The sequence below is a fragment of the Actinomycetota bacterium genome, assembly GCA_030682655.1.
In the GTDB taxonomy this organism is placed as follows: Bacteria; Actinomycetota; Coriobacteriia; order Anaerosomatales; family JAUXNU01; genus JAUXNU01.
The window spans coordinates 31939-46588 of record JAUXNU010000032.1 but is presented as its reverse complement, the minus strand read 5'-3'; the positions used below and the strand labels follow the sequence as shown (position 1 = coordinate 46588).

At 64.4% G+C, this 14650-nt stretch carries 18 protein-coding genes; 12 read left to right on the top strand and 6 right to left on the bottom strand.

Annotated elements, in window-relative coordinates; all coding sequences use genetic code 11:
• Both Q8K99_01925 and Q8K99_01920 read left to right on the top strand, forming a co-directional pair.
• The coding region (locus tag Q8K99_01925; GenBank protein ID MDP2181314.1) for an RHS repeat-associated core domain-containing protein at nt 1-1211 on the top strand (1211 nt) is incomplete at its 5' end.
• Nucleotides 1208-1522, top strand: a complete 315-nt coding sequence (locus Q8K99_01920; protein MDP2181313.1) for a hypothetical protein — start codon at nt 1208-1210, stop codon at nt 1520-1522. The genes Q8K99_01925 and Q8K99_01920, both read left to right, overlap by 4 nt.
• Before the next feature lie 213 nt (nt 1523-1735).
• Here the strand turns inward: Q8K99_01920 and Q8K99_01915 are convergent, their stop codons facing one another.
• Nucleotides 1736-2074, bottom strand: a complete 339-nt coding sequence (locus tag Q8K99_01915; GenBank protein MDP2181312.1) for a type II toxin-antitoxin system PemK/MazF family toxin — start codon at nt 2072-2074, stop codon at nt 1736-1738.
• 288 nt (nt 2075-2362) lie between these two features.
• Between Q8K99_01915 and Q8K99_01910 the strand changes: the two genes are divergently transcribed.
• Nucleotides 2363-2617, top strand: a complete 255-nt coding sequence (locus tag Q8K99_01910; protein MDP2181311.1) for a hypothetical protein — start codon at nt 2363-2365, stop codon at nt 2615-2617.
• A gap of 251 nt (nt 2618-2868) precedes the next feature.
• Here Q8K99_01910 and Q8K99_01905 read toward each other — a convergent pair whose 3' ends face one another.
• Both Q8K99_01905 and Q8K99_01900 read right to left on the bottom strand, forming a co-directional pair.
• The gene (locus Q8K99_01905) at nt 2869-3222 is read right to left on the bottom strand and encodes a DUF86 domain-containing protein (GenBank protein MDP2181310.1); all 354 of its coding nucleotides are present in this window, start codon (nt 3220-3222) and stop codon (nt 2869-2871) included.
• Complete coding sequence (locus Q8K99_01900; GenBank protein MDP2181309.1) at nt 3212-3520, bottom strand: nucleotidyltransferase domain-containing protein; 309 nt, start codon at nt 3518-3520, stop codon at nt 3212-3214. Before Q8K99_01900 ends, Q8K99_01905 begins: the two co-directional genes overlap by 11 nt.
• A gap of 126 nt (nt 3521-3646) precedes the next feature.
• On the opposite strand from Q8K99_01900, the gene Q8K99_01895 reads away from it, so the two are divergent.
• From Q8K99_01895 to Q8K99_01875, 5 genes are all read left to right on the top strand, one after another.
• The gene (locus tag Q8K99_01895) at nt 3647-3877 is read left to right on the top strand and encodes an addiction module protein (protein MDP2181308.1); all 231 of its coding nucleotides are present in this window, start codon (nt 3647-3649) and stop codon (nt 3875-3877) included.
• Nucleotides 3878-4183: 306 nt separating this feature from the next.
• The gene (nifV, locus tag Q8K99_01890) at nt 4184-5350 is read left to right on the top strand and encodes a homocitrate synthase (protein MDP2181307.1); all 1167 of its coding nucleotides are present in this window, start codon (nt 4184-4186) and stop codon (nt 5348-5350) included.
• A 14-nt stretch (nt 5351-5364) separates the two neighbouring features.
• Nucleotides 5365-6624, top strand: a complete 1260-nt coding sequence (locus Q8K99_01885) for a 3-isopropylmalate dehydratase large subunit (protein ID MDP2181306.1) — start codon at nt 5365-5367, stop codon at nt 6622-6624.
• Between the two features lie 24 nt (nt 6625-6648).
• Nucleotides 6649-7413, top strand: a complete 765-nt coding sequence (locus Q8K99_01880) for a hypothetical protein (GenBank protein MDP2181305.1) — start codon at nt 6649-6651, stop codon at nt 7411-7413.
• 28 nt (nt 7414-7441) lie between these two features.
• Nucleotides 7442-7942 (top strand): 3-isopropylmalate dehydratase small subunit, encoded by a 501-nt coding sequence (locus Q8K99_01875; protein MDP2181304.1) that lies wholly within the window; start codon nt 7442-7444, stop codon nt 7940-7942.
• 13 nt (nt 7943-7955) lie between these two features.
• On the opposite strand, the gene Q8K99_01870 is transcribed toward Q8K99_01875, so the two are convergent.
• A complete protein-coding gene (locus Q8K99_01870; GenBank protein MDP2181303.1) occupies nt 7956-8366 on the bottom strand; it encodes a hypothetical protein in 411 nt (136 codons plus the stop codon).
• Between the two features lie 274 nt (nt 8367-8640).
• On the opposite strand from Q8K99_01870, the gene Q8K99_01865 reads away from it, so the two are divergent.
• The 3 genes from Q8K99_01865 (at nt 8641) to Q8K99_01855 (ending at nt 11735) form a co-directional block, all read left to right on the top strand.
• The gene (locus Q8K99_01865; GenBank protein ID MDP2181302.1) at nt 8641-9279 is read left to right on the top strand and encodes a hypothetical protein; all 639 of its coding nucleotides are present in this window, start codon (nt 8641-8643) and stop codon (nt 9277-9279) included.
• A 120-nt stretch (nt 9280-9399) separates the two neighbouring features.
• Nucleotides 9400-10491 carry an isocitrate/isopropylmalate dehydrogenase family protein gene (locus Q8K99_01860; GenBank protein MDP2181301.1) on the top strand — a complete coding sequence of 364 codons (1092 nt, stop codon included), beginning with the start codon at nt 9400-9402 and terminating at the stop codon, nt 10489-10491.
• Between the two features lie 38 nt (nt 10492-10529).
• Entirely contained in the window at nt 10530-11735 is a 1206-nt protein-coding gene (locus tag Q8K99_01855) for a hypothetical protein (GenBank protein MDP2181300.1), read from the top strand.
• 60 nt (nt 11736-11795) lie between these two features.
• On the opposite strand, the gene Q8K99_01850 is transcribed toward Q8K99_01855, so the two are convergent.
• Both Q8K99_01850 and Q8K99_01845 read right to left on the bottom strand, forming a co-directional pair.
• Nucleotides 11796-12224: a type II toxin-antitoxin system VapC family toxin gene (locus Q8K99_01850; protein MDP2181299.1), complete on the bottom strand. Its 429-nt coding sequence runs from the start codon at nt 12222-12224 to the stop codon at nt 11796-11798.
• The gene (locus tag Q8K99_01845) at nt 12217-12513 is read right to left on the bottom strand and encodes a type II toxin-antitoxin system HicB family antitoxin (protein MDP2181298.1); all 297 of its coding nucleotides are present in this window, start codon (nt 12511-12513) and stop codon (nt 12217-12219) included. The genes Q8K99_01850 and Q8K99_01845 overlap by 8 nt, the downstream gene beginning before the upstream one ends.
• Before the next feature lie 160 nt (nt 12514-12673).
• Here Q8K99_01845 and Q8K99_01840 point away from each other — a divergent pair, with 160 nt between their 5' ends.
• Entirely contained in the window at nt 12674-14551 is a 1878-nt protein-coding gene (locus Q8K99_01840; GenBank protein ID MDP2181297.1) for a plasmid pRiA4b ORF-3 family protein, read from the top strand.
• The last annotated feature ends 99 nt before the right edge of the window (nt 14552-14650 follow it).

The following is a 14650-nucleotide window of genomic DNA, read 5'->3' as shown; positions in this document are numbered from 1 at the left end:
GAATCCGCCCGAGGGTGCGGATCCGTCCGGTGTCATCAAACGACGAGCTCGGACGTCGCACCTCGGCAGCGTCCTTGGCAGGTACCACCACGTACGACTGGAACGCGCTGGGGCAGCTCGCGAACGTCGGGAGCACGGGAGTGACCGCGACGTATTCCTACGGCGCTTCGGGCATGAGGGAGCGCAAGGTCGTCGTGCGGCCGGGGTCGACCAAGACGACCGACTCGTTCTGGATCGGCGAGCAGCTCGTCTCCGAAAAGGACTCCGACGGCCGTGTCTACACCTACGTCTACGGGCCGGGTGGCACCCCGCTGGAGCTCGTCGTGACGAGCGGGGCCACGTCTGTGAGCTACGCGTACGTCACCGACGCCCTCGGATCGGTCGTCGGACTCGCCGATGCTTCCGGGCGGTGGGTCGCGACCTATCGCTACGACCCGTGGGGGCGCGTGGTCGAGGAGGGGGACTGGAACTCCAGCGGCCTCGCCGCCCGCCAGCCGCTGCGCTACCGGGGCTACTACCACGACTCCGAGACCGGCATGTACTACCTGCCCGCCCGATACTACGACCCGGCCGTGGCGCGCTTCATCTCGGTGGATCCTGCACCGCCGAAGGCCGGCAGCCCGGTCTCGCTCAACGCATACGTCTACGCGGGAGACAGCCCGATCATGTTCCTCGACCCCGACGGGCGGGACATCCTGCTCGGGAACTACTATCCGGGGGACAAGGACATGTACGAACCGGACATCGTGCAGCACGATGCGGCGCCCGGCGGGAAGGGCTTCGCACCGAGCCCGGGGCGCACGGGCAGCGCGGGTACGAGAAGCAGCCATGCGCCGTCGAGTTCCGGACAGAGGGAGAGGCAGGCCGCCGAGGCGCGACTTGCACGCGTCAGCTTCCGATCGCCTGATGCCATCGCCGGCAACTCGGCGTCTGCCGGCCCGGATAGGTGGGACTCCCTCGATTCGAAGGGCAAGGCCGGAGTTGGTATCGTGATGGCTGCGGGAGTCGGCGGAGCTGGGACGCTGCTGACCGCGAGCGGATATCTCGTGGGGTCGATCGTCGTTGGTGCATGTGCCATTTCGGTATCGGGTGCGGTGCTTCTCGCGGGCGTCTTCATCGTTGGCAGTTTTGCCTGCCTGTGGAGCGTACACAAGATGGCAGAGATGATCATGCCCAACCGGCTGGACGCAGCGAAGGAGCGGTTCCGATGATTGAGATATACCTGGTGTTCCTGTCCGCAACGTGTCTTGCGCTGGGTGTCTATGTTGCGGTGCGTGTGAGACGTGAGCGCCCCGGATCACTGCTGGAGGCATCTCTGCTAGGACTGTTCACAGCCGAGGGCCTAGCGACGCTTCTGATCGTGATACTCCTCCTTGAGGAGGACGCGAGAATCGGGTTGGCTGCTCTTGCCGCTGCTGTGTGCCTGCCGCCAGTGACCGGAGCCTCCGTTGCAGTTGTCATGAGAAGGAGGCAAACGCAGGAGAGCACTGGGGACAAGAAAGCGGATTCCTCGACATGGTAGCGCAAGGTCGTCGCGCGGCCAGGGTCGACAAGAGACGACCGACTCGTTCTGGATCGGCAGCCAGCTTGTGAGCGAGAAGGACTCGGACGGGCGTGTCTACACCCTACGTCTACGGACCGGGCGGGATGCCGCTGGAGCTCGTCGTGACGAGCGGGACCACCTCGACGAGCTACCGCGTTGCCTGCTCGCATACCTCGCCGACGCAGCTCTTGCTCACCGTAGACCCAGCGACCGCTTCAAGGCTTCGTCGACTTCTCGCATGACGGAATCATCGAGCAATGCAATCCGTCTTCCAATCAACCGTGACTGGTCAATGGTCATGATTTGCTCGCACATGATGGTGCCATGCTTGGGCAACACGCCCTCGGGTACGGGCACATGAAACGGATACCGCTTCCTCATCTCTCTGGTCGTGAGCGATACGACGATGGTCGTTGGCGACAGCTCGTTTCCGGTGTCGTTCTGCACTACCAGCGCAGGACGGTTCCCGCTCTGCTCTGAGCCCCTGGATGGATTCCAGTCGACCCAGTAGATCTCGCCTCTCGCAGCCATGCTCTCTCCAAACGCCAGCCCTTGAGCGCGACGAACAAGTCGTCCTCGCCTCGCTAGCCCCCACGAGGAGATGTCCGACGCACAATCTGTTGGATAACTCCTTCTGGCGAACCACAACAGATAGTATGTACTTACACCATGCATGTCAAGGCGGTATACGGACTGCACTACTGTTGGCGCGCTATTCGCTGTTCACTATTGCACAGTGCCTTGTATGCCGATACTTGTTTCGGTCGACCAATACCGGTTATATTGCACATACAGGCGACCTGAGAAGGAGGCGGCAGGATGTCCATGGGCGCCGTTGGAACCAAACCAGTTCAGTTCAGGTTGCCGGCTTGGGCTCGCACGTTCCTTGAGGAGCAGTCGCGTCAGGCCGGCACTACGAAGACCGACGTTGTCGTCGAAGCGTTGGAGTGTTTGCGCGAGAAGGAGACGGCAGCCCTGATGGCCGAAGGCTATCGCGAGCTTGCTGATCTCAACTCGCAGATGGCTGAGGAGTCTGTTGGGATTGCGTCCGAGACGCTTCCCGAATGGGACTGATCGGACCGCTGCATTGGCGCGAAACGAAGGCCCTCTGCCCGGGGGGCCTTCTCGCATCTTCTGGGCGATTGCGGATCACGACGCGCCCATTCTGCGGAGCGAGTGCAGCGGACTCGTCAACGAGCTGAGAGCTGCGGACTGACCAGCGTCGCTCGGACGCCGTACGGCTCTCGCGTCCTTGGCGGGTAAGGTCGTCGCGCGGCCGGGGTCGACCAAGACGACGAATGAAGCGAGTCCGCTCGATCTCCGGGTCAGTCTACTTCTCCCAGGCCCTCGAGCAACTCCATGCATTCCTGCCTGAGATTGGGCACGTCCGACCGTGCCAGTCCGAAGACGGTCTCATCGTCAACCGCCGCGTAGTCATGTGTGAGAACGTTGCGGAAGCCGATGATCAGGCGAGCATGCGATATCTCCGCGAACATCGCAGGCGCCAGGCGGCCCAAGGCGCCCACAGCCTCCCCGATGATGATGAACTCGCGTTCGACAGCGGAGCGGATGGCGCGAGCGTTCTGGTATGCGGAAAGGTCAACCCCCGACAAGACGTCGTCAATCGCCTCGCACGCCTCAACGATGTCTGAGAGGTAGACTGCAGCGCTACGCGGCATACAGCATCTGCTTCGTACGCTCGATGTCGCGGGCAATGTAGCGGTTCTTCACCGCTCCCGCCATGACGAGATCGACTTCTGTGCCGAGCAACTCTCGCAGTTCGTCGAGCATGTCGAAGTACGCATGCGCTTTCGAGTGTCCGTCCATGGGGCCGAATTCCACGAGGAGGTCGACATCACTCTCGCCCAGGCGGAAGTCGTCGCGCAACGCCGAGCCGAAGACGTAGAGGCTCTTCACCCCGTACTTGCGGCACACGTTGGCGATAGATTCGCGCTTGTCCTCAACGATGGAAACCATGCTCTACCTCCACCGCCTATCCTAACCCCTGGGCGGATGAGCTGCCACGCCGACGAGCTACGTCGCGGTCCGACGAGTACTGCAGTCATCGTTGCGAAACCGTCCCGAAGCGGGCACACTCCAGCCATGAGCAATGCAGCCCACAGTTTCGACAGGCTTTCGGTCTCCGAGCGCATCCAGCTCGTTGAAGACCTGTGGGACAGCATCGCCATCAGCAGCGCTGACATCCCGCTGACGACAGCCGAGATCGAGGAGCTTGACCGTCGGCTTGCTGACATGGGCCGTGATCCCGATGCGGGCGTGCCTTGGGAAGAGGTCCTTGCTCGCATCGAAGAGCGGCTCCGGCTCTGCACCTGATGCGCGAGCTGATCGTCAGACCGGACGCAGAGACTGACGGCTTCTCCGAGGCTCGCTAGCCGGCGGGTGATTCGGGGCAGCAGCGGCGCGCGCCTTCGTTCGCAAGCGTGGAGTGCGTCAACCACGCGCCAGCCACGCCAGGCTTGGTACCCGCGCGGGGCCTGTCGTACAATACGGCTCTACGTCACGGCCGGCACCGCGGCGCACCCGAATTCCCGGCCGGTCCGATCCGAGTTCGTACCAGACCCGAGAAGGGGTCTTTGCACGCTACGGGAGGAAGCTTTGGATAACATCAAGGCATACCAGATGCCCTTCGAGAGCCTGCTGGGCACCACAGAGGTCAAGCTCGACGATACGACGCTGCGTGACGGCGAGCAGACAGCGGGTGTCGTCTTCGCGAACCAGGAGAAGATCCGCATCGCCAAGCTCCTCGACGAGATCGGCGTGCACCAGATCGAAGCCGGCATCCCGGCGATGGGTGGCGATGAGCGCGACACGATCGAGGAAATCGCGCACCTTGGACTGAAGGCGTCCGTCCTTGGCTGGAACAGGGCGAACATCGACGACATCAAGACCTCGATCGACTGCGGAGTCGACGCGGTCGCGATCTCGCTCGCGACTTCGGACATCCACATCGAGACCAAGCTCATGAAGGACCGCGCCTGGGTCATCAAGTCGATGCAGGAGGCCGTTGCGTTCGCCAAGAGCCACGGCGTCTACGTGTCCGTCAATGCCGAGGACGCGTCACGCACCGAGATGGCGTTCCTGATCGAGTATGCCGAGGCTGCCAGGGCCGAGGGCGCCGACCGCATCCGCTTCTGCGACACGATCGGCATCATGGAGCCGTTTCGCACGTTCACGGCGATCCGGACGCTGAAAGAGAACGTCGACATCGACATCGAGATGCACACCCACAACGACTTCGGCATGGCGGTCGCCAACGCCATCGCCGGCATCCGCGGCGGCGCCAACTGGGTCAACGTCACAGTCGCCGGTCTCGGCGAGCGGGCGGGCAACGCGGCGCTCGAAGAGGTCGTCATGGCGCTCAAGTACGTCGAAGAGCTCGAGGTCGAGATGGACACGAGCCGCTTCCGTGAGATAGCGGAATACGTCATGAAGGCGGCCGGCCGCAAGATCCCGATCTGGAAGTCGGTCATCGGATCGAACATGTTCGCGCACGAGAGCGGCATCCACGCCGACGGTGTGATCAAGAACCCCAAGACCTACGAGGTCTTCTCGCCGGCCGAGGTCGGGCTGGAGCGCCAGATCGTCATCGGCAAGCACTCGGGCTCCAAATCGATCGAGATGAAGTTTGCCGAATACGGGATCGAGCTTCCGCGGGAGCAGGCTTCTGAGATGCTTCCGCTGGTGCGCTCGATGGCCATCGAGCTCAAGCGCAGCCTCTTCGACAAGGAGCTGCTCTACATCTACAACGACTACCTAGCGAACAAGGCCAAGCACGACGCTGTATGAGAGGGTGATCCACCATTTCCGGACAGACGATCGCCGAGAAGATCTTCTCGGCCCATTCCGGCACCGAAGCGCATGCGGGCGACATCGTCGTCGCCGATGTCGACTTCGTGATGGGACAGGACGGCACGTCGCCGCTCGCCATCCGCGCACTCGAGAACATGGGTGTCGACGAGGTGTTCGACCCCGCGAAGGTCGCTCTCGTCATGGACCACAGCTCGCCGAGCCCGATCGAGGGCGTCTCCGCGCTTCACACCATGATGCGCGAGTTCGGCGCCAAGACCGGCGCGACCGTCTACGACGTGGGCGAGGGCGTGTGCCACCAGCTCATCCCCGAGAAGGGTCACGTCGTTCCCGGCGACCTCATGGTCGGTTGCGACTCGCACACCTGCACCTACGGCGCACTCAACGTGTTCTCCACCGGCGTCGGCTCCACCGACGGCGCGGCAGCGATGGCGTCGGGCAAGCTGTGGTTCAAGGTGCCCGACACCATGAAGGTCATCTACACCGGCAAGCTCGCGCCCGGCGTGTTCTCCAAGGACCTCATCCTCTACCTCGCCGGCGAGATCGGCGTAGACGGCGCCACCTACGAGGTGATCGAGTTCCACGGTCCCGTGATCGACGAACTCTCGGTCGAGGCGCGCATGACGATCTCCAACATGGCCATCGAGGTCGGCGCCAAGGCCGGGCTCATGAAGGCCGACGCCAAGACGCTCGCCTGGTTCGCTGGCCGAGGAGACAAGCGACCGGCACCGGTTGACCCCGACGCGGATGCCACGTACCTGCGCGAGCTGACCCTCGACGCCTCCGCGATCGGTCCACAGATCGCCAAGCCGCACGCGGTCGACAACGTCTGTCCGATCGAGGAGGTCGAGGGCACGCCGATCGCCGAGGGTGTCCTTGGCACGTGCACGAACGGGCGTCTCGAGGATTTCGCAATCGCGGCGCGCATCCTGGAGGGTCGTCGCGTCCATCCTGACGTGCGCTTCATCGTGGCACCCGCCTCGCGCCAGATACTGCTGGACGCGATCGAGGCCGGCTACATCCAGACGCTCGTGGCGGCCGGTGCCGCGCTCGTGACGCCCGGCTGCGGGCCGTGCGTCGGTACCCACAACGGTGTGCCGTCGGACGGTGAGAACGTCATCTCGACGGCCAATCGCAACTTCAAGGGCCGCATGGGCAACAGCAACGCATTCATCTTCCTCGGCAGCCCGGCCACTGTGGCCGCGTCCGTGATCGAGGGCAAGATCACCGATCCGCGGAAGTACTTCGGGTAGCGCGGACGAGAGGAGGGCTACCGCGTGGACATACGGCTGGGTTTCAGTCGCGCTGCTCTCGCCGTATCCACGGGCATGCTCGTGATTGCCGCCCTCGCTCTCTGTGGGTGCGGCAAGACGACCCCCGGTCCCGAAAGAGTGGACTCGTCTCGCGAGTCTCAGGAAGCGACCGTCGTTCTGTTGCCGCAGGGAATGCCCCGAGGTGTTGCGCCACGTGAAGACGCGCTACCGAGGCAAATGTCCGTGAACCGGCGCCTTGCGGAGCGCATGGCGCAGTACGATGAGATGTACGTTCGCGTGGAAGACACCGTGCCGGTGCGCAAGACGTACGGGATAGACGTAATGCTTCCGGAGGAAGCCGCAGGCGGGAAGCTCGCCGGGCTGTGGATGCAGGTACCGGATGTTGACGGCGGTTTCGCATGGGCGCTCTACGACACCAGCCTCGTTGAGATCCAAGTGTGGATTGCGCCAAGCGAAGGCGAGGCGGAGAGAGGGGCACGGTCGGGCGGAGGGCCGTACGGAGACGAGGCAGAGAGCTTCGAGATCAAGGTGGACGGGCACAAGGCCATGGCAACGCCTCGGGTCTGGATGCCGGCGCAACGGATTCGGTATCCGGGCACCCCGTCCTACTCGGCGGCCGGCTGGAGTTCTGCCGTGATCAGCTGGGCCGTCGGGCAATGTACCATCACTGTCTCCAGCACGGAGCGCGACGTCGAGGAGCTTGTCGAGGTAGCACGTGCCGTGCAGCTGAGCGGTGAGGCTCATCTGCCAACGCCTGTCAAGGAATAGAATCCAGACCGATGGGAGATGTGACGCGATGGAGCTTACGGCCAAGGCCTTCAAGTACGGTGACGACATCAACACCGACTACATCATCGCCGGCAAGTACAAGTTCAAGTCCGCCGACATGGAAGCCATGGCGGTGCACGCCATGGAGGAACTGGATCCGGACTACCACGCAAAGGTGAAGCCGAACGGCGGATTCCTGGTCGCGGGCAAGAACTTCGGAATGGGTTCAAGCCGGGAGCAGGCACCGCTCGTGCTCATCCACAGCAACACGAAAGCGGTGCTCGCGAAGGGGTTCGCGCGCATCTTCTACCGCAACGCGATCAACACCGGGCTGCCGGTCGTTGAGTGCGACACCGATTTGATCGACGACGGCGACGAGCTGACCGTCGATCTAGAAGCGGGCGTCGTGCGCAACGTGACAAAGGGCATAGAGATTCCCTTCGCGCCGCTGCCGCCGGTCATGGCGCAGTTGCTTGCCGACGGTGGACTGGTCGAGCACTTCAAGAAGCACGGCGGATTCGCGCTGTAGCGAGGGGCGCCTACTACTTGGCTTCGTCGAGCGAGCAGACCATCTGAGTCTGCGCCGCCAGCCAGTAGAGCACGCCGGACAGAAGCATCGGGCCCATGACCAGAATCGCCATGGCCACCCACGAACCGGACTCCCATCCTGCGACGACGCCCCAGATGGCGACGCCAACCGCCCCGACTACCAGGAGCGCCGCCGCAAGCACCTCGAAGTACAGGCCTACACGGAAGATGACCACTGCGATAACGAGCGGAACCGCTGCGGTTCTCGCGTACGCTATCGGTGTCCGGGCGGTGTAGCCCATCTCCGCAAACGCTCCGAGCACGGCGACTCCGCATACGAGTACCCCGAGCAGCACCACGCCTCGAGCGACTATTCGCTGTACGTTCATGCGCTCGTAGTTGCAGGTCTTGACGAGGAGATTCACGGTTCGTCCCCTTTCTCCCGGCCTTGGCCGTCCCATCGTGGCCCATCTGTCCCGTATGTTGCCGAGTCAACGGCTCGCGAAACGCGGTCGACGTGCGCGAAGGACGCCTGCCTGCCGCCGCATGCCCGCGCAAACCGTCCCCTCGATGTGAAGAAGTTGGGGTGAATATCCGGTTTCGGCCAGGAGTTGTCGCCCGTGCGGGTAATATGTCTTGGGACACATACGGGGCGGAGCGCCTCGAGACCGGGTCAACACAGGCTAGGAGCGAGTCGGTATGGCGACACAGAAGACACTCGAACTCGGCGACGACAAGAGCCAGATAGCGACGCGGGCGGCCGGGAACGAGAAGTTCCTTGGCAAGGTGCTCGAGGTGCTCAACGGCGAGAACCGTACGCAGAGGGTGCAGGCGGCGCGTGCCGTTCACGAGCTCGCGGTGCATTCGCCGGACACTCTGCGTTCGCACGGCCAGGCGCTGGCCGACGCGCTCGAGAAGCCCGAAGCGCAGACCAGGTGGGAGACGCTCGGTGCGCTCGAGAAGATGGTCGCCTGTGACGCGCGCGTGGTGGACAAGGCGATCGGACCGGCGACGACGGCTCTGCACGACGAGGAGTCCGGCGTCGTGCGGCTGGCGGCTTTCCGGCTGCTTTCGGCCTACGGCGCCACGACCGCGAAGCGCTCAGAGAAGGTCTGGCCGCTCATCGACGAGGCGATTCGCGTCTACCACGGCGATCCCGAGTTCCCGGCGATGCTTACCGGCGTCTACCGGCTCGTGATGGGCGCCGCGTCTGACAAGGTCAAGATCGCCGCCGCGGAGCGGATGGACTTCGACGCCGAGAACGCGAAGGGACTCCTTGGCCGGCGCGCGAAGCGCATCGTCGGTTGCGCACCGAGAAGGCGGCGCAAGACGACGTAGTGCGACCGGACCCTTCTCGCGTACAATCGCATTCGCGCAAACCGCGGAAGCGCGGGGCGCGTCATACATCCGAGGGCGAGCCGCTGTGAGCCGTCCCCGTTCAATCTAGAGGAGCCAACCTTGGCAAAGCACACCGTGACACTCATCCCTGGCGACGGCATTGGTCCCGAGATCACGCGCGCGATGACGCGCGTCGTCGAGGCGACCGGTGTAGACATCGAGTGGGAGTCCGTCGAAGCTGGCGCTGACGTCTTGGAGAAGTACGGAACGCCGCTGCCGGGGCACGTGCTCGACTCCATCCGGAAGAACAAGGTCGCCATCAAGGGCCCGATAACCACGCCGGTCGGCACCGGGTTCCGCAGCGTGAACGTCGCGTTGCGCAGGGAGCTCGACCTCTACGCATGTCTTCGGCCGTCGTTCTCGATCGAAGGCACGGGTGCGCGCTACGACAACGTCGATCTCGTCATCGTGCGCGAGAACACCGAGGACCTCTACGCCGGCATCGAGTTCGAGGAAGGCTCCGAGAGCGCCAAGCGGCTCATTGAGTTCGCGGCCGCCGAGGGCGCGGGCACGATCCGTCCCGACTCCGGGATCTCGCTCAAGCCGATCTCTATCACGTGCACGCGCCGCATCGTCAAGTTCGCGTTCGACTACGCCATCGCCAACGGCCGCAAGAAGGTCACGGCCGTGCACAAGGCCAACATCCTCAAGCACTCCGACGGGCTGTTCCTGAAGGTCGCCCGCGAGGTGGCCGAGGAGTACAAGGACTCCGGCATCGAGTTCGAGGACTACATCGTGGACGCCACATGCATGCAGCTCGTTCTGCACCCCGAGTGGTGGGACGTGCTCGTGCTCCCGAACCTCTACGGCGACATCCTCTCCGACCTGGCGGCTGGTCTCATCGGCGGTCTCGGCATGGCGCCGGGCGCCAACATCGGTGCCGAGTGCGCGGTATTCGAGCCGGTCCACGGCTCGGCGCCCAAGTACACCGGCAAGGACATGGCGAACCCGACCGCACTCATCCTTTCCTCGGTGCTCATGCTCAATCACCTCGGCGAGCGCGATGCGGCCGATCGGATCCTGCACGCGGTCAAGACCGTGCTTGCCGAGGGCACGCACGTCACCTACGACATCAAGCGCACGAACACCGGCAGCACCGATGGCTGTGTCGGCACGCAGGCCTATGCCGACGCGCTCATCGACCGGCTGTAGCGCCGCGACGCGCGACGCGATCTGCGGGAGGAGGCGACATGGAACAGCCGGAGGTCCGGGACGTGCCCGAGTCGTTTCTCGAGCGCATCCGGAAGCACCCTGCGATCGGCATCGGCATCGCCGTGGCCGTCCTTGCGATCTCGCTGCTACTCAACTACTACGTCCCGCGCATGGGGAGCGAGGCCGACGGGCCGACCGGCAACAAGATCGAGGATCCGGTGACTGCCGAGGGGACATCGAGCGCCTCTGCCGAGGCCAGCTCGACCACCACCACGGCCGATCCCGGCAGCGAGCCGTCCACGCCCGACACGGCCAACGATGGTCCCGCGGGGTCGGTCGACTGGCCCGCGAAGCCCGTGAAGCGAGCCGCACTCCTCGCGTACCGCTTCGAGGGCGGTCTGTGGGTGGCCAAGGAGGACGGCACCAAGCCGGTCCGCGTCGTGGAGAAGGCTGCCGACGGCACCTTCTCGCTGTCGCCGGACGGCAAGACGCTGGCCTGGGTGAATGAATCCAAGCACCAGCTGCATCTGACGGACGTCGCCTCTGCCAAAGACAGGACCGCCGGCCCGGCCGACAGCGCCCGGATCTCCTGGGCGCCGGACTCGTCGTGGCTCGCGTTCACCGTGGAGACCCCGGAGCGCGCGGAGGTACGTCGCGTCGCTCGCGATGGGACCGGTCCGGCGACTCTCGGTGTTGGTCATTCCCCGATGCATTCCCCCGATGGCAAGTCGGTCGCCTACGTGACGAACGCGGGACTGCTGCAGGCCGGCGACGTTGCGATTGCCGAACTCGGCGGCCCCACCGTGACCGTGAAGGGGGTCGGCGCGACCGAGGTGGCATGGGGCGCGGACGGGCTCATCTACGCGGTTCCCGGAAGCGGCACCGCATGTGAACTGCGAACGTCTGCGCGCGATGGCAGCGGAATGCGCCTGCTGGTGGGAGCGTCGAAGCAGCCCAGGCCGGTGATGTACGGCTCACTTCACGTGTCCGGCGACGGGCGGTTGCTCGCGTACTCGGCCTCGGGCGACGACGGATTCTCGCGCACCTACACGCTCCAGCTCGGTTCGAACTCGCCGATCGCACTCACCGTTCGTCGCGACACGTACCCGCTCGGTTGGAGCGCCGACGGCCGCTACATCCTCTTTGTCGAGGGCAACGCCTTCCAAGGAGAACCGGTCGCCGTGCTCCGGGCCACTCCCGATGGGCTTGGCCGCGCTGAGATCGTGCCGGGCGGCGGGCTGTAGGGCGGCGAAGAGCGGCCGCGCTCGGTCGGCGATAGTCGGCCGACCTGAGGCACTCCGCCTCTACGTGATCAGCTTCACGCGACAGGACCGGGTGGCGGCTTGGCGGGCGTCGGCGGTGACCAGCTCGGCGTCGAACCGCGCAGCGAGCGCCACGTACACGGCGTCGTAGAGTGCGATGCGCTCTTCGGTCGATATGCGGGCGGCTTCCCGGAGGAGGTCGCGGTCAAGGGGAATCACAAACAATTCGAAGTCAAAGAGCGCGTCGATGGCGGTCGCAAGCTCATCGCCTGCCTGCCGCCGGCCGAGCGCGTGGGTGATCTCGATCAGCATGTGTTCCGGCACCATGAGCGCAACGTGTCCATCGCCATGTTCGGCCAGAACACGAGCGGCGGCATCGGCACCCGGCTCGTGGGTGGCGAACCACTTGAAGCCCACAGACGCATCGACGACCAGCGGGGTTGGGGTCCAGGTTAGGAGGTCGTCAGACATCGCCGGCGTTCTCCTCGCGCGTCAACCGTGGGGGAGCGTCTCGAAGCTCTCGTATCAGGGTCGCTCCGTCGGGTCCGGGGGCCAGGCGATCACCGATCTTGCGCGCACGTTGCCGGGCGCGCTCGACGCGCTGTGCGCGCTCGACACGCTCGTGCTCCTCGGCGGTGGCGGTGATGTAGCGTGCGCCAGCCTCCTGCAAGAAGCCACTGCGCGTCTGGCCGATGGCTCTCGCCGTCCGGTCGATGTCGTCGAGCAGGCCGTCCGGGATGGTGATGTTGACTCGGGCCATGATGCACGCTCCAATACACACGGCAGATACACACTCTGAGTGTACATCGGGGGTCCGACACAGTCGAGCGGTCTTTCGAAAGCCGACTAGCGCCGGACCGTCCTTGCACATGCTACGCTTGCGTGGTTCGGTGTCGATCGCCCAGAGTAGGAGAAGCAGCTTGGCCAGCCACATCTCACCCGCCCAGTTCGTGCGACTCGTCGAGTCCGAGATCACGAACGAGAACGGCGTTCTGCGACTTCGTACGGACCTGGGTCAAGACGCGTATTCGCCCTGCATGATGGTCGTCAACGCGCAGACCTTTCTTTCCGCCATCGCGGATGCCCCGCCGCGAGCGACCGCGACACTCGGCAATCTCGAGCGGGCGTTCGTGGGCCGGGTATTCGAGGCCATGGATGTGCGTTCCTCGGAGAGAGCCCAGATAGTCGCAGGCCGCAAGGTTCTCGACGAGCAGGACGTCCCGCGTTTGCACCACCTGCGCGTGACCCTTGAACTCGCTGGACTGGTGCGGAAGCGCAAGGGCCGGTTCCATCTGACGAAGGCCGGGGCGGCACTTGCAATCCCCGAGCGCATCGGCGATCTGTTCGGCGTCGTGTTTCGAGCATTCTTCGGTAAACTGAACCTCGGATACTTGTCTGCCTTGCTCCCGGAGGATGCGGTCATGCAGCAAGGCATCGCGACCACGTTGTGGGCGATGCGCCAGTGGGAAGGGCCGTTCACCGCCACTGAGCTCGCCGAGCGAGTGCCTACCGACGACGATGTGTGGGTCGGCGATCGCGACGACTTCTTCCCATACGAACTCATGCGCGCGTGGGCGCTCTATGCCTACGTCATGGCACCGCTGCGGGATTTCGGCCTTATTGCCCCGGCCGAGGATCTAGCGCCGCTCTCGGTAGCTGCTTTGATCTCGGTGCCGTGGTCGGTAACGCCTCTGTTTGATGAGCTCATCGGGTTCGATCTGGGTCCGGAAGAGCCGGACAGTGACACTGACGGTCCGGGCTTCGTCCCATCTGAGAGCGTTAGCGCTCGAGACGCGATCGAGCGCTTCTGGGAACACCGCCCCGCTCCTGATGCCGAGGCTGCCGACATCGAGCGCATGCTCGTGGACGGCTGGATCGCGTTCCTCGACCGGAGTGGTCCGGAGACATTGGATGAGTGGGACGGCGCCGTGTTCGACAAGGCGACCCGCGATGATGGGTTGTCGTTCTCCCAGTACTTCGGTCCTGACGGGGCAATGCGGGCGGCGGATCCCTTCATCGAGGCCGTGCGATCTGGTGCACGCCCCGGTGAAGAGGTGGTAGTCGTGCTCGCGGCGTCACTTATCTCGGAATTCGCGCTTTGGTGCGGCGCGACAGGGTTGGTGTCACACGTCGACGTTGTCGAGTGCCTGCAGCGCACCGACGCGCTCGTCACCGAACTCGCGCCGGAACTGAAGGCCAACGTTGGGTACATCGGCGACGAGATGATCGTCCGGCTCAAGATCACGTTGCGAGACGTGCGACCTGCAGTCTGGCGTCGAGTCGAAGTCTGGGATGACGTGACTATGGGCGAGCTACATTCCGTCATCAATGCGGTCATGGGGTGGGAGGAGTGCCACCTGCATCGATTCACCGTCGGCGAGAGATCGATCGGGTATCCCGACGACTTCGGATTCCCCGGTGAGGAGGACGAGGACGAGGAGTCCGTCATGCTCTACGAGATCCTCGATCAAGGTGTGAAGCGGTTCAAGTACGAATACGACTTCGGGGATGGCTGGCGGCACGACGTGATAGTCGAGAACATCGGCGAACCTGCCGACGAGACCGACTATCCCCGCTGCATTGCAGGCGCCAACGCCTGCCCGCCGGAAGACGTGGGGGGCACGTCGGGGTATGCGGGGTTTCTCGCCGCGATGAAGAATCCACGCGCCAAGGACCCGGAGGGGTTCCGGCACTGGTACGGCGGGCCGTTCGACCCGACGGCGTTCGACCTTGGGCGGGCGGACCTCAACGCGCGGCGACGACTCGAGGAGTGGCGGGCCGGGGGCTACGATCGCTAGCTTGCTCACTCGGACGCATGGTGCGCACGCCCATTTCGCGCCCTCATGCAGGTCAGACCACCAAGGATCAAGAAACCTGCGCTTGCCTCCGGGGGGTCC

What these genes read in the sequence shown, in the direction of transcription:
- Q8K99_01920 (MDP2181313.1), top strand. Translation starts at nt 1,208, where the DNA reads ATGATTGAGATATACCTGGTGTTCCTGTCCGCAACGTGTCTTGCGCTG.
- Q8K99_01915 (MDP2181312.1), bottom strand. Translation starts at nt 2,074, where the DNA reads ATGGCTGCGAGAGGCGAGATCTACTGGGTCGACTGGAATCCATCCAGG.
- Q8K99_01910 (MDP2181311.1), top strand. Translation starts at nt 2,363, where the DNA reads ATGTCCATGGGCGCCGTTGGAACCAAACCAGTTCAGTTCAGGTTGCCG.
- Q8K99_01905 (MDP2181310.1), bottom strand. Translation starts at nt 3,222, where the DNA reads ATGCCGCGTAGCGCTGCAGTCTACCTCTCAGACATCGTTGAGGCGTGC.
- Q8K99_01900 (MDP2181309.1), bottom strand. Translation starts at nt 3,520, where the DNA reads ATGGTTTCCATCGTTGAGGACAAGCGCGAATCTATCGCCAACGTGTGC.
- Q8K99_01895 (MDP2181308.1), top strand. Translation starts at nt 3,647, where the DNA reads ATGAGCAATGCAGCCCACAGTTTCGACAGGCTTTCGGTCTCCGAGCGC.
- nifV (MDP2181307.1), top strand. Translation starts at nt 4,184, where the DNA reads ATGCCCTTCGAGAGCCTGCTGGGCACCACAGAGGTCAAGCTCGACGAT.
- Q8K99_01875 (MDP2181304.1), top strand. Translation starts at nt 7,442, where the DNA reads ATGGAGCTTACGGCCAAGGCCTTCAAGTACGGTGACGACATCAACACC.
- Q8K99_01865 (MDP2181302.1), top strand. Translation starts at nt 8,641, where the DNA reads ATGGCGACACAGAAGACACTCGAACTCGGCGACGACAAGAGCCAGATA.
- Q8K99_01855 (MDP2181300.1), top strand. Translation starts at nt 10,530, where the DNA reads ATGGAACAGCCGGAGGTCCGGGACGTGCCCGAGTCGTTTCTCGAGCGC.
- Q8K99_01850 (MDP2181299.1), bottom strand. Translation starts at nt 12,224, where the DNA reads ATGTCTGACGACCTCCTAACCTGGACCCCAACCCCGCTGGTCGTCGAT.
- Q8K99_01845 (MDP2181298.1), bottom strand. Translation starts at nt 12,513, where the DNA reads ATGGCCCGAGTCAACATCACCATCCCGGACGGCCTGCTCGACGACATC.